This is a genomic window from Pelobium manganitolerans (assembly GCF_003609575.1).
In the GTDB taxonomy this organism is placed as follows: Bacteria; Bacteroidota; Bacteroidia; order Sphingobacteriales; family Sphingobacteriaceae; genus Pseudopedobacter; species Pseudopedobacter manganitolerans.
In genome coordinates this window covers 368266-382480 of the sequence record NZ_MBTA01000012.1, presented here as the reverse complement: position 1 = coordinate 382480, position 14215 = coordinate 368266, and the positions used below count along the sequence as shown (strand labels likewise).

Genomic DNA, 14215 nt, shown 5'->3' with positions numbered 1-14215 from the left:
TAAAAATGAAAGCACATCTTTTGATTCTTTTCCCTTTGCTTTTTGGCGCTATCGCTTGTAAAGCTAAAGTGCAAATGCCAGAAAAACCGACGAGTTACTCGGTAAAAAACAACCAAGAAATTTACGATAAGCTGGCCGTTTTAAAACCCGGCGATTCTTTGCTTTTGGCAGATGGCGAATATACCGATTTGAAACTGATAGCTACCAAATCTGGTCTTCCCGAAAAATTGATCATTATTGCCCCAAAAAATCCCGGTAAGGTATTTATTACTGGCGATGCTAAAGTGGAAATCCGTGCAGACTATACCGTTTTAAAAGGTTTATATTTTAAAAACGGAAACAGAAATCCGGACCAATGGAAAAGTCACGGCCCAGGAGTTATTGCCATTTATGGAAGCCATAACCGCGTTACCGAATGTGTTTTTGATAATTTTGATCAGGCCAACTCGGCTTACATCACCACTTCTTTAACCGCCAGCGGTCAAGTGCCTAAACATTGCCGCATTGACCATTGTGTTTTTGTGGGCAAAACTACTTTGGATCAAGTAATTAATCTAAACAATGGTGTTGCGGCAGTAAAAGACGGTTCGTACGCTGGCCCTGCTATGTACCACCGGATAGACCATTGCTTCTTTTCTAACCCGCCCAAAAAGGGCAACGCCGGCGGTGGCATACGCATTGGCTACTATCGTAATGACGTTGGCCGTTGTTTAGTAGACTCTAATCTTTTTTACCGTCAGGATTCCGAAGCGGAAATTATCACCAGCAAATCACAAGAAAATGTATTTTACGCAAACACCATCGTAAACTGCCAGGGAACTTTAAACTTTAGGCATGGCGATAAGCAAGTGGCGCTCAACAACTTTTACATCAGTACAGATAATAAATTGGGCTACGGCGGTATGTTTATTTGGGGCAGTAAGCATATCATCGCAAACAACTATTTCAGCCTTAAAAAAACCATCGCTTCCAGAGGCAACGCCGCTTTATATTTTAACCCCGGCGCAAAAGCCAGCGAACACGCTTTAGCTTTCGATATTTTACTGGCTAACAACATGTTTAAAGATAATGCGGGTTACGCTATTAACTTTGAACCTTTGTTAGACAGACGCATACAAGATGCTAAAGATCAGGGCTTAACTTTCTTTCTTCCTTACGGGATAAACGCTACAGGCAACGCTTTTATAGCTACGGCAAGTCCGAAATTTGACTTGTTTTTAGGCGATGTTAATCAACAAAAGTTTGAAAACAATTACAGCGTTGGCATCAGCAAAAACTACGGATTGGGCATTAAAACTTTAAACGCCAATATTGCTAAAGAAGATTTTTATCGCCCCCAAGAACTGACAGGCTACCAGCCTAGCCAGTTTAACAACATCCCGAATATTGAAGGCATCAACCTAAATATCCAACAAATTGTTAACAGCGGAATTAAAGGAAAACCTTTGAGTTGGGATGATGTGAGACCCAGCTGGCTGCTAGAAATTCCAAACGATTACTGGAAAGACGGAGAATAGCTATAAAATTAATGAAGATGAAATACTTATTGTTGACCGCTTTTTTGTTAGGCATAAACACGGCGTGTGCACAAAACAAACAGAAGCCAAATGTTTTAATGATTGCCGTAGACGATTTAAACGATTTTGTAGGAGCGTTTGGAAACCCGGATGCCATTACACCCAACATAGACCGTTTGGCCAATCGCGGAACTATTTTTAGCAATGCGCATTGCCAAGCACCTTTGTGCGGCCCCTCGCGTGCTTCTATTTTAACCGGCCTGCGTCCATCAACAACGGGCATTTACGGGATGATAGCCGACAACGATATCAAAAAAGTAAGTCCTTTGACGGCTAACACCAAAAACCTGCCCGAATATTTTAAGAATGCCGGCTATTATTTGATGGGCGTTGGAAAAGTTTTTCACGAGCATTTTCCGGATGGGCTGTTAGATGAAGACGGTGGCGCATCTGAGTACGGGCCTTACGCACCACAAAAATTTAAATGGGACAAAAAAGGCACCTCGACAGATTGGGGCGCTTACCCAAAAAGTGAAACCGAAATGCCCGATGAACATGCCACGCAATGGGCTATTGCGGCGCTGGAAAAAAGTTACAACCAGCCTTTCTTTTTGAGTGTAGGATTTATCCGTCCGCATGTGCCTTGGTACGTACCGCAAAAATGGTTTGATTTATACGACCCTGCCAAACTGCATTTACCGCCTTACCTGGCCACAGATAAAGATGACTTGCCCGCTATTACTAAGCAAATTGACGATTGGCCAATGATGCCCACCACCCAATGGGCCATTGAAAATAACGAGTGGCGCAACATTTTACAGGCCTATTTGGCTTGCGTATCCTACACAGACTATAATGTGGGCCGCGTTTTGGATGCCTTGCAAAAAAGCAAATATGCCGACAATACCATCATTGTGTTATGGTCCGACCATGGCTATCGCTTAGGCGAGAAGAACACCTTCGCCAAAGTTTGTTTGTGGGACAGGGCTACCAAAGCACCCTTGATTTTTGCTGGTCCAAACATCCCGCAAGGAAAAAATGTTAAAGCGCCGGTTGAGCTGGTAGACATTTACCCTACGTTGGTAGATTTGGCTCACTTACCTGCCTATTCCGCGAATGAGGGATTTAGTTTAGTGTCTTTATTTAAAACCGCTGATAAAAAATGGAAACATCCGGCCATTACCACTTGGGGCAAAGATAACCATAGCATAAAAACCCGTGATTATCGGTTCATACAGTACGAAGATGGCTCGCAAGAGCTGTACGATTTAAAGAAAGACCCTAACGAATGGGAAAACTTAGCAAAAGATAAAAGATATGCTTCTATCATCCTTAAAATGAAGCAGCTTTTGCCTAAACAGAATGCGGAATGGTCTGGTTTTTCTTTCTACAAGGCCAACGAATATTTTAAACATAAAGGTTTGAAAACTAATCAACCTTGAATTATAAAGCAATAAATTTTATTTCATAATTTTGCCAAAGAATTGCCGCTCAAAATGAAAGACAAGATTATTACCATAAAGGACATAGCCACCCGGGCAGAAGTTTCTACCGGAACTGTTGACCGCGTTTTGCACAAAAGAGGTCGCGTTGCACCAAAAGTTGAAGAAAAAATACTCCGCATCATTAAAGAAATGGAGTACCAGCCCAACATTATCGCTCGCGCTTTAAGTTCAAAAAAAACTTATTCAGTGGCGGTGCTCATCCCCGATGATGCGCATGATAATTATTGGTTTGCGCCAAAAAGCGGAATTAAAAGCGCTTTAAAAGATCTTAAAAAATATGGTCTTTCGGTAAAGTACTATCTTTTTGATCCTTACAGTTCGCAATCATTTGTAGAGCAGGCAAAACTATTAGAAAAAGATAAGCATGATGCAATTATCGTTACGCCTATTTTTCACCGCGAAGTTTTGCCTTTCTTAGAAAAGTGGAAAAAAGCAAACACGCCGTTTGTGTTTTTTAATACCGAAATTTCTGATTTTGAGCCGCTAAGTTACATTGGCCAAGATAGTTACCAAAGCGGTTATTTGGCGGCAAAGCTGATCCATTACGGACAATCGGCGCCTTGTTCTGTTTTGATTGCACATTTTGACGAAGAAACTTCCAACGCAGCGCATTTGGAGAAAAAAGAACTCGGTTTTAAAAACTACTTTCAGCAAAACAACCTGCAACAGTTTGATTTGTTGCGCGTAGATATTTCTAGACCAAACCACAATACTTTTGTAAAGCAAATGGACGAGGTTTTTGAAGCTAACCCAAACATACGCGGTGTTTTTGTAACCACCTCCAAAGCTTTTGAAGTGGCCGAATACCTAACGCAAAAGCATATTAGAGACGTTAAAATCATCGGGTACGATTTGTTGCCTAAAAACATCCACTATCTTAAACAAAACGTAATCAGCTTTTTAATTAACCAAAACCCTAAAGGACAAGGCTTTTGGGCACTGCAAATGCTGGCTGATAAGCTCATTTTCGGTAAAGCTGTTCCGCAATTAAAATACCTACCGCTAGACATTGTAACCAAAGAAAACGCCAACTACTTTTTGGTAGAGGATGTGGAGCATATTTAGGGGATGAGGGCAAAAGGTATAAGGTCTGAGGCTTGAGGCGCATAAGGCTTTAGGCTGATGGCCTGAAACTAGAGATAAAAACCAAAAAACCAGCTGTTTAAGCGGATAACATCAAACTTACGAAGTTTTAAAAGCTTCGTAAGTTTTTGCCCACACGATGCCACCCAAATTCGCCCGCTAGTTCAGTCTTGCTACTGGATACTTACTACTCATTACTCTCCATCCACTACTAAGCATTCACCCCCCTCCCTCTCCGCGTGTTCGCAAACATTTTATTTGTTTATATAAAGTTTTTATTACTTTTACATATTGTGTTATCGAACACATAAACCAATTACGAGATTTAAGAAACTGGCAGATTTATTATAATGCAACAGCAAATAAACATCCCTTATTACGCTACCAACACAAACAACGTAAATGCTTTATCCGAGGCTTTGGACCACAGCACCAAACATAGTATTGGCAACAACCCTTGGAACTATGAGTTTTCTGGCGAGGCTGATTTTAACATCGCTTACACCGATGCCGGCATCGTTTTAAAATTCAACGTTACAGAAGAAAGTATTTTGGCGCGCTTCACCAAAGCCAACGACCCGGTATATAAAGATTCGTGCGTAGAGTTTTTTATCGCCCTTAACAACGACAGCCAGTACTACAACTTTGAATTTAACTGCACCGGAACTTGTTTGGCAGGTTATGGCTCATCGGCGCAAGACCGCAAATTGCTTCCGGCAGATCAGATTAAGAAGATACAAGTGACATCCAGCTTTAAATCTGGAAAGCAAAACACTAAAGAAATGGTAAGCTGGGAACTCACTTTGTTTATCCCGAACGGCGTTTTCATCCACCATAAAATCGAAAGTTTTAAAGGACAAGAAGCCCGCGTAAACTTTTATAAATGTGGCGATGATTTGCCAAAACCGCATTACTTATGCTGGAACCCAATAAAAGACGCCGCGGAACCTAATTTTCACATGCCTAATTATTTCGGAAAAGCTGTATTTTTAAAAAACTAACCATACTATAAATGTCAACAGCAACCACCTCGCCTTCGCAAAAAGGTTTAAACCCAGTAATTATTATTGGTGCATTGTTTTTCGTTTTTGGCTTTGTTACCTGGCTCAACGGAACCTTAATCCCATTTTTGCAGCTCGCCTGCGAGCTTACAACCTCACAAGCTTTATTGGTGACTTTTGCATTTTACATGGCCTACTTCTTTTTAGCCATACCGTCTTCTTACATTTTAAAACTTACCGGTTTTAAAAAAGGAATGGCCATGGGCTTATTTGTAATGGCTTTAGGCGCACTTATATTTTTGCCGGCGGCCAATCTGCGCAATTTTCCTTTATTCTTGTTGGGCTTGTTTGTGCAAGGGATGGGCCTAGCTTTGTTGCAAACTGCCTCTAACCCTTATATCACCATTGTTGGTCCTATTGAAAGCGCGGCAAAACGCATCAGTATCATGGGCATATGCAATAAAATTGCTGGTGCTTTAAGCCCGCTGATATTAAGCGCATTAGTATTAAAAGGTGCACAGGCTATTGAAGATCAGGCGAAAGCCATTACAGACCCCGCCCAGCGCGAGGTTTTACTATCTGCATTGGCGCAACGCGTAATTTTGCCTTACATCATTATCGCGGCCGTTTTAATCATCCTCGCCTTGCTCATCATTTTTTCTTCTTTGCCAGAGATTAACACCGATGAAGACCACGTGGACGATACCGGCGCCGTTGTTGCACCAAAAGCGAGTGTCTTTAGCTATCGCAATCTTAATCTGGGAGTTATCTGTTTGTTTTTGTACGTGGGCGTAGAGGTTATGGCGGGCGACGTGATTGGCACTTACGGCAAATCCTTAGGAATGAGCCTGGACCAAACCAAAATCTTCACCTCCTACACTTTAGTTTCTATGGTAGTGGGTTATATCATAGGTATTATTTGTATTCCGAAATATATTAAGCAAGAAAAAGCGCTGATGCTTTCTGCTATTGTAGGGATGCTGTTTACCCTTGCCGCTTACTTAACCAACGGTTACACCAGTATCGTATTTATTGCATTGTTAGGTTTGGCAAACTCGCTAATGTGGCCTGCAATTTTCCCTTTGGCCATTAAAGGCTTGGGCCGATATACCAAAATAGGTTCGGCGCTTTTAGTGATGGGTATCGCCGGCGGAGCTATTATCCCGCAGGTTTATGCTTTCTTTGAGCACTCCATGGGTTCGCAATCGGCGTTTTTAGTGAGCATGTTGCCATGTTACATTTACATTTTTTATTACGCCATCAGCGGACATAAAACGGCTGTAGCCCGGTAGTTTTTTTGGTGCTTGATATTGAAGCCTTTGGGAATGTAGCCTCAAGGGCTTTTTGTTTTATGATAACACTTAACGTCACAAAGCGAATAACCATTTATCCTCTATCTTCTAACTCTTTTTGAATGGCACGCGCTAAAATCTTATTGTTTTTGGAATTTCTGACAATAATGTATGCCAACAGCAGAGGGAAAAGCGTAAAAAAACCAAAACCACTTTTAACAGCTCCATATACTGCAATCCCCACTGTTAGCCCCACAATGGCTGCATCAATTACTTTGCTGTTTTCTAATTGCTTTAATTTTTGTGAAAGCTGTTGATTGCTAAAATCTGATAAGTTTTGAGGGTTCATAAGTGGGTTCTGTCTTAAACTACTATAATTTGATTAGTGAAAGTTAAAACAATTCTAGTTTTTCAAAACTATTTTCTTTTATCACGCGCTGATGCGGGCATATGGTTTCTTCCAAATTCTCCATTACAGACATTAGTGCTTTGTTTCTAGCTTTTATTTATTTTTGGAATGACTTTGATGACCAACCAAGTGTTCCACGGTGGTTTATGGGGTAAACTGCACAATAAGTCGGTTAAGCCAAAACTGGAGATTAGCGAGGGTAAAATCCACAAAGAACATCTTTCTTTTGATGTTTACAGAGTAGAGGGGGCAGATGTTTACGGATCATGGGTGATTGGGATTGAGCTATCGGACGGCGACAACAACGTGTTGATGGCTTACGCTCAGGACGATTTGGCAAAATTGAACAAACGGCACATCAGAAATTATTATATTGCTAAAATTAAAGCTTCTAAACACAGTATGCTGGTTCCGTTAGGCGCAAAAGCCAAAATCAGTTTGCCACACCCCCAGCTGGCCAAGCTTAGCAAAGGAAATTATACCTTAAAAATCACCGACATCAGCGGCTTGTATTGGACACATGATATAACGCATTTGTGATGTAGTTTTAGATGGGTTGCTGAGTTGAATGTGTTAGGATAACGTACGAAAATCAAACTTCCGAAGTTTTTTAAACTTCGGAAGTTACTACTAAACAAATAATATGTTTGCTTTTTGAATTTTTACTTTTTATTAAAATTCGTCATCGTCAACTCAATGCCTATCGTCGCAAAGGCTTTAATCATAGCTATGCATCGGTCAATTAAAGCGGGTAATTCGGGAGTTTCATCGGCATCAAAACTGCTTAAAACAAAATCGACTTGTCTGCCCTTTGGATAATTGTCGCCGATACCGAAACGCAAGCGCGCATATTCATTAGAGCCCAGCAAACCCTCTATACTTTTTAATCCGTTATGGCCCGCGGCGCTGCCTTTAGGTTTTATGCGCACCGCGCCAAAAGGGATGGCCAAATCATCAACCACCACCAACACGTTTTCAATCGGTATTTTCAATTCCTGCATCCAGTGGCGTACGGCTTTTCCGCTCAGGTTCATGTAAGTAGTTGGCTTTATCAGGCATAAAGTGCGTCCTTTATGGCTTACTTCTGTATAAGCGGCAAGTTTCATGGTAGAGAAGTTTGCGCCGGCTTCCTTGGCCAACTGGTCCAGCACCATAAAACCAATGTTGTGGCGCGTATCGGCATATTCTGATCCTATGTTTCCTAAACCGACGATTAAATATTTCATGAGGGTAAGATTTTGAAATGGTAATTTAAATTAAACTTCTGTTGGTAACAGTTCATCATCGGCCATAGCCAAAACCTAAAACGGCATACGCGCCATCGGAGCTACATCCTGACCAGCAAAATCTCCCTTTAAAAACTTATAGTACCCGGCAATGGCAATCATGGCGGCGTTATCTGTACAGTATTCAAATTTAGGGATAAAAACATTCCAACCTTCAGTTTGGGCCATGGCATTAATGCTGTTGCGCAAACCCGAGTTGGCAGATACCCCGCCGGCAATAGAAACATCTTTTATTCCATACTGTAAGGCTGCTTTCTTAAGCTTATTGAGCAAAATAGAAATAATGCGGCTTTGTACCGATGCGCAAATATCATCCATATTTTGTTCTAAAAAGTTGGGATTTTCCGCCACCTTGTCGCGCACAAAATAAAGAATAGCCGTTTTTAATCCGCTAAAGCTAAAATTAAGGTCGGCAATTTGTGGCTCGGGAAATTTAAAGCGGTTAGGGTCGCCCAATTTAGCATGTTTATCTACCAGTGGACCTCCGGGATAAGGCAAACCTAAAATTTTGGCTGTTTTGTCAAAAGCTTCGCCGGCGGCATCGTCCAATGTTTCGCCAACTATTTCCATATCAAAATAATCTTTAACCAAAACTATTTGCGTATGCCCGCCAGATACGGTAAGGCATAGAAACGGAAAAGTGGGCTTGGGGTCTTCAATAAAATGCGCCAAAATATGCGCCTGCATATGGTTAACCTCAATAAGCGGAATGTTATTTGCTAGTGCAAATGCCTTAGCAAAGCAAGTGCCCACCAATAGTGAACCTAGCAAGCCTGGGCCACGTGTAAAGGCAACTGCATCTATTTGTTTTTTATGTATTTTCGCAACATTAATAGCCTGATGCACGGCCGGCACGATGTTCTGCTGATGTACCCGCGAGGCAAGCTCTGGCACAACGCCTCCGTAAAGTTCGTGGATAGTTTGGTTGGCAATAATATTTGCTACGATTTTACCGTCTATACATACAGAAGCTGAGGTTTCATCGCAAGAAGATTCTATTCCGAGAATGACTGACACTGATGAAGGGATTAATTATTAAGGCACAAAAATATTAAAAAAGTATTCAAAATAACGCTTTATGTCTTGCTTACGCTGATACTCCTATTGGCCGGCTTGATATTTTCGTTTCAATTTAAAAGTGTGCAAACCTGGGCAGCTAAAAAAGCGGCTTCCTTTTTATCAGACGAGCTGAATACCCGCGTACAAATCAAAAGCCTTTATTTAAAACCCTTTAAATCTTTGGTTTTGGAAGGACTTTTTATCGAAGATTTGGATAAAGACACCCTGCTAAACTCGCAAAAATTAACGGTCGATATTGCTTACTTCGCACCTTTCTCCGAAAGGAAGATCAAGCTAAACAAGGTGAGCTTAAAAAACACCACCTTTTATCTTAAAAGCTACAAAGACAGCAGCACCAACCTCTCTTTTATCATCAATTACTTTGATAGCGGCGTAAAAGATACCACGGTAAGGCGCAAACCCTTTGATTTTTCGTTACAAAACGCCAGTATCCGCAACTTGGATTTCCGCTACAAAAACTATCGCCGGCCAGATACTTTGATAAACGGCATTAATTACGACGATGTGTATGTGAAGCGCTTAAGCGCCGATTTGGAAGACATTAACACCAAAGATTACCTGTTTAAAACCAAAATAAACCGCATGCACTTTACAGAAAAAAGCGGTTTTGTTTTAAATAACCTTACGGCAGATGCCACCATTGCCGCCAAAAGCATTACGCTTGAAAACATGTTGCTGAAAACGCCGCACACCACACTGCGCGATTATTTTAGCATGAAGTTTAACAGCTACGTAGATTTTGATGATGTAGAAAACCGCGTGTTAATGGAAGGGCGATTTAAAAATGCACGCATTTACGCTAAAGATATTGCTTTTTTTGCGCCCCAGATTGATTATATGAAACTGGATTTGTTTGTTACCGGCACCATAAAAGGAAAAGTAAACAATTTGCGCGCTAAAAACCTGCTTATAAAAACAGGGAAAACCACCTACATTAAAGGAGATTTTCAGGTACGCGGCCTGCCAGAAACCAAGAACACCTTTTTGGATTTAGATTTTAACCAAATTTACTCTAACAAAGCAGATGTTGAACTGATTTTGGAGCGCCTAACCGGCAACAAAAACACACTGCCCGAGGTAATTAACAAATTTGGCAACATCAACTTTAAAGGGCGCTTTACCGGTTTTATAAAAGATTTTGTGGCCTACGGCGAGTTTAAAACTAAACTGGGGCAATTAAAATCTGACGTGAACATGAAGATTAACCGCAACAACGTTCCGTCATACACCGGCAAAATACAGGCTATTGATTTTAATTTAGGCGATTTAATTGACGAGGAAAGTATTAACCGCACCACTTTTGTAGCCAACGTAAACGGTCGCGGTTTCGAGCTTGACCAGCTGATGGAAAAGCTAGATATTAAAGCGCAATATTTTGAATTTAACCGCTACAGCTACAGAAACATCACCGTTAACGGAACAGTAAATAAACAGCTATTTGACGGTATCTTAAAGGTGGACGATAAAAACGTGAAGCTTAGCTTTAACGGCAAAGCCAACCTAAACCCCAACTTGCCCGAATTTAATTTTGTGGCTAACATTAAAAATGCCAACCTGCACAAGCTTAATTTTTTGAAAGATACCGTTTCTGTTGACGCCGACGTAAACTCAGATTTCTCTGGAAACAGCTTATCAAATATACAGGGGCAGTTCCTTTTACAAAATGTAAGGCTTACCAATACAGAAAAATCTGTAGTGGTAGATTCTGTGAAGTTGCAGGCAGATGGGATTGGCACCAACCGTTTATTGGCGCTAACATCAAACATTGGTGATGCCCAAATTAAGGGCGAGTACGATTTAAACACGCTTCCTTCGGCTTTTAAAACCATTGTAAAAAAGTACATCCCATCTTACCAAACAAAAATTGTAAAGCCTAAAAACCAAAACTTTGAGTTTAGGGTTGATTTGAAAAACTTTGATTACCTCTCTAGCCTTTTTATTCCCGAGCTGAAAATTCCGGAGCGCGGCGCATTTTACGGCAAATTTAACTCGGCAAAAGACACGGTAACCTTAAGTGGTTTTGTTAAAACCTTGATTTATAACGATATTATCTTCAGCAACATCATTATCGACCAAAACACCAATGCCAAATCTTTAGAGGCCATTGTTTCTATGGATAAGGTGCAGTTTTCTGAAGGCGGTACGTATGTGCAAAATATCATCGTGCAAAACTCTTTAAAAAATGACAGCCTCACGTTTAACGTAAAACTATCGGACAAAGACGCGGTGAACCAGCTGGATTTGTACGGTTTAGTAAAGTTTGATACCGATACCTTAGCGCAGTTGAGCCTTTTACCTTCTGACGTAATTATCGATAACCAAATTTGGAAGATACAAGACCAGGTAAAAATTAAGTTTGAGAACAACCGCACCTTAATTGAAAACTTTGAGCTAAGCAGTAAAGATCAGCTGATTGCCATAAATGGCGCCATCTCTAAAAGTGAAAACGACGCGCTGGAAGTGATTATCCAAAATTTACGGTTGGCCTCTTTAAGTCAGGTTACTAAAGCTTACGGTGTTGATATTAGCGGCACCATGAACGGTACGGCTAACCTATCGGCTATTTTGGGTACGCCAAACATCAAATCGGACCTAAGTGTTGATTCTTTGAAATACAACAACACCACCATTGGCAATCTTAAAACGGTTTCGGTTTATAACAATGCCACCAACAAAATTGACGTAGAGGCCACTATTTATAAAGGCAGCGAAAAAACAATGGACGTTGCCGGCAATATTGATATCGCCAGCGAAAGCAATAACTTAAATTTGGATGTTGCGCTAGATAAAACCGAGCTGATTATCATAGAACCTTTCGTAAAAAGCCTGGTTTCTAACCTTAAAGGGCAAATTAGCGCTAACCTGCACGTCACTGGCAAGTTTAACAACCCTAAGGTAGACGGCGGTATCGATTTTATTAATACCGGCCTCACTGTTAACTACCTCAAAACGGCCTACACCTTTAACCAGCGTGTAAACATCGAAAACAGCGTTGTACAAATAGACAATTTAAAACTAACTGATTCAGAAGGGCATCAGGCCACAGCCAACGGAACGGTAGATTTGCGCAAACCGGATAACCCGACCATCAACGCGCAGATTGACGCCAATAACTTTATTGCTTTGAATACCACGGCAAAAGATAATCCGCTGTATTACGGAAAAGCCTACGCAACCGGCAAATTTACCTTTGATGGCCCTACGGATGCCATGCGTATCAACATTAAAGCAAAAACGGAGGAAGGCACCGAGTTTACCATCCCGCTAAATGGCGCTTCTACGGTAAGCTCTAACGATTTTATCATCTACGTAGCCAAAGACTCGACGCTAAATAATAACGAGCCGGTAAACTTTTTCAACGGCATTACCATGGAGTTTGATTTAGCTGTGGATGAGGGTTCTACCGTGAACATTTTAACCGAGGTAGGCAACCTTACCGGCAAGGGTACTGCACAGCTAAACCTTAAAATTACCAGCATGGGCGATTTTGAGATGAAAGGCGATTATATTATTGACGAAGGTCAATTTGACTTTACCGCCAACAACCTGATTAATAAAACGTTCGATATTAAAAAAGGTGGCACCATCCGCTGGACGGGCGACCCCGCAGATGCCGAGATTAACCTGAACGCCAGCTACAGCACGCGGGCGTCTATTGCGCCGTTGTATGCAGCGGCCGGAAGAACCTTGCCAGATAAAGACCAAAATTTAAGGGTATTAGCAGAGGCCGAAATGCTTTTAAAAGGCTCGCTGTTAAACCCACAGATTGATTTTAACCTCAACTTCCCAAATAATTCGGGTTATAAAACAGAGCTACAAGGTTATTTGGATGATAAAGATAACGAGGCGCAACAGGTAATTAACCTGGTGGTACGTAACAGCTTTAACGGAAATTCGAGCGCAGGTATTGGTATTGATAACCAAACGCTGATAGGGTCTGGCTTAGAACTTGGATTTAGCAAACTGCAAAACATTGTATCCCAAACCCTGGGCGTTAAAAACTTAGATTTCAACCTTCGTTCTTTAAACGAGTTTGGCATTGGCTACAGCTTTTTTAACAACCGCTTAAAGGTGCAAGGTAGTTTTGTGAACAATAAATACAATAACGATTATTTCAACAATAACTTCTTCACCTCGTCTTTTACAGATTTAACGCGCGATGCGCAAATGACTTACGATATTAAAAAGGACGGAAGTTTGGTCGGAAAAATTTTCAATCGCCCGTCTAACCGCGATTTCTTTAATCTTAACAGTGATATTTATACCAACGGCGTAGGTTTGGTGTACGTGCAGGAGTACGATACCTTTAAAGAATTTATCCAAAACACGTTCGGACGGGCAAAAAAGAAATCGGAAAGCGAACAAAAAGAGGAATCGGAAAAACGTTCGGAAACGCAAAAATCACCAATTATCCACCCGCCGAGGGAGGAAGAGCAGTAGGGAGAATAAGGAGCAAGGAGTAAGGAGCAAGGACAAGATTTGAAACGTGAGATTTGAAATTAAATATACCTCAAATTGCAATAAACCTGAGTTCGATTAATAATTTCAAAAATTATGACTAGGAACGACCTTCAGCCCGTTTTACACGACACTTTATAAATGGCTTTAGCCAAAGATGAGATCAGAAAGTTTCGGCTAAAGCCATATTCATAATAATCTTATCCATCGGGCTAAAGCCCGATGCAATTGAATCAGCTTTAAAGATCTGATAATTGATGATTTGATTTTAAATAAAAATCGAACTCAGGTAATAACGTTCTTTTGATTATTTTCTGTGATTTTGCCTTGGCCTTTTCTCATAACGCACCGAATTTCAATAGAACACTTCAATAGAACCGGGCTTTAGCCCGGTTTCTTCGTTTTATAACCATTCTGGCTTTAGCCGAAATCTCAAAGATTGTTTAACCCCGTATCTTAATTTTCGTATAGTTGGGTTAAAACCCAACGCTATTGATGCTGGCATTTGTTATCGTCGGGTTGAAACCCGACGCTATTGATGGATCTAGAAATTAGTGACTAATGAACCTCCAGCACTAACAAAC

Annotated in this window: 10 protein-coding genes; 7 read left to right on the top strand and 3 right to left on the bottom strand. The window is 41.0% G+C overall.

Features of this window, described 5'->3' with window-relative positions:
- Window positions 1-5: 5 nt before the first annotated feature.
- From BCY91_RS08180 to BCY91_RS08160, 5 genes are all read left to right on the top strand, one after another.
- On the top strand, window positions 6-1517 hold the full coding sequence (locus tag BCY91_RS08180; RefSeq protein ID WP_245989037.1) for a chondroitinase-B domain-containing protein: 1512 nt from the start codon (window positions 6-8) through the stop codon (window positions 1515-1517).
- A 17-nt stretch (window positions 1518-1534) separates the two neighbouring features.
- A complete protein-coding gene (locus tag BCY91_RS08175) occupies window positions 1535-2959 on the top strand; it encodes a sulfatase (RefSeq protein WP_120181455.1) in 1425 nt (474 codons plus the stop codon).
- Between the two features lie 54 nt (window positions 2960-3013).
- A complete protein-coding gene (locus BCY91_RS08170; protein WP_120181454.1) occupies window positions 3014-4087 on the top strand; it encodes a LacI family DNA-binding transcriptional regulator in 1074 nt (357 codons plus the stop codon).
- A 368-nt stretch (window positions 4088-4455) separates the two neighbouring features.
- Complete coding sequence (locus tag BCY91_RS08165) at window positions 4456-5106, top strand: carbohydrate-binding family 9-like protein (RefSeq protein WP_120181453.1); 651 nt, start codon at window positions 4456-4458, stop codon at window positions 5104-5106.
- 11 nt (window positions 5107-5117) lie between these two features.
- Window positions 5118-6398 carry a sugar MFS transporter gene (locus tag BCY91_RS08160; RefSeq protein WP_120181452.1) on the top strand — a complete coding sequence of 427 codons (1281 nt, stop codon included), beginning with the start codon at window positions 5118-5120 and terminating at the stop codon, window positions 6396-6398.
- A 94-nt stretch (window positions 6399-6492) separates the two neighbouring features.
- Here the strand turns inward: BCY91_RS08160 and BCY91_RS08155 are convergent, their stop codons facing one another.
- Window positions 6493-6747, bottom strand: coding sequence for a hypothetical protein (locus tag BCY91_RS08155; protein WP_120181451.1), 255 nt, complete (start codon window positions 6745-6747; stop codon window positions 6493-6495).
- Window positions 6748-6915: 168 nt separating this feature from the next.
- Here BCY91_RS08155 and BCY91_RS08150 point away from each other — a divergent pair, with 168 nt between their 5' ends.
- On the top strand, window positions 6916-7347 hold the full coding sequence (locus BCY91_RS08150) for a TQO small subunit DoxA domain-containing protein (protein ID WP_120181450.1): 432 nt from the start codon (window positions 6916-6918) through the stop codon (window positions 7345-7347).
- A gap of 122 nt (window positions 7348-7469) precedes the next feature.
- On the opposite strand, the gene pth is transcribed toward BCY91_RS08150, so the two are convergent.
- Together pth and tsaD are read right to left on the bottom strand one after the other, a co-directional pair.
- Complete coding sequence (gene pth, locus BCY91_RS08145) at window positions 7470-8033, bottom strand: aminoacyl-tRNA hydrolase (protein ID WP_120181449.1); 564 nt, start codon at window positions 8031-8033, stop codon at window positions 7470-7472.
- 75 nt (window positions 8034-8108) lie between these two features.
- Entirely contained in the window at window positions 8109-9110 is a 1002-nt protein-coding gene (gene tsaD / locus BCY91_RS08140) for a tRNA (adenosine(37)-N6)-threonylcarbamoyltransferase complex transferase subunit TsaD (RefSeq protein WP_120181448.1), read from the bottom strand.
- A 123-nt stretch (window positions 9111-9233) separates the two neighbouring features.
- Between tsaD and BCY91_RS08135 the strand changes: the two genes are divergently transcribed.
- Window positions 9234-13613 carry a translocation/assembly module TamB domain-containing protein gene (locus BCY91_RS08135; protein WP_245989036.1) on the top strand — a complete coding sequence of 1460 codons (4380 nt, stop codon included), beginning with the start codon at window positions 9234-9236 and terminating at the stop codon, window positions 13611-13613.
- Window positions 13614-14215: the final 602 nt, after the last annotated feature.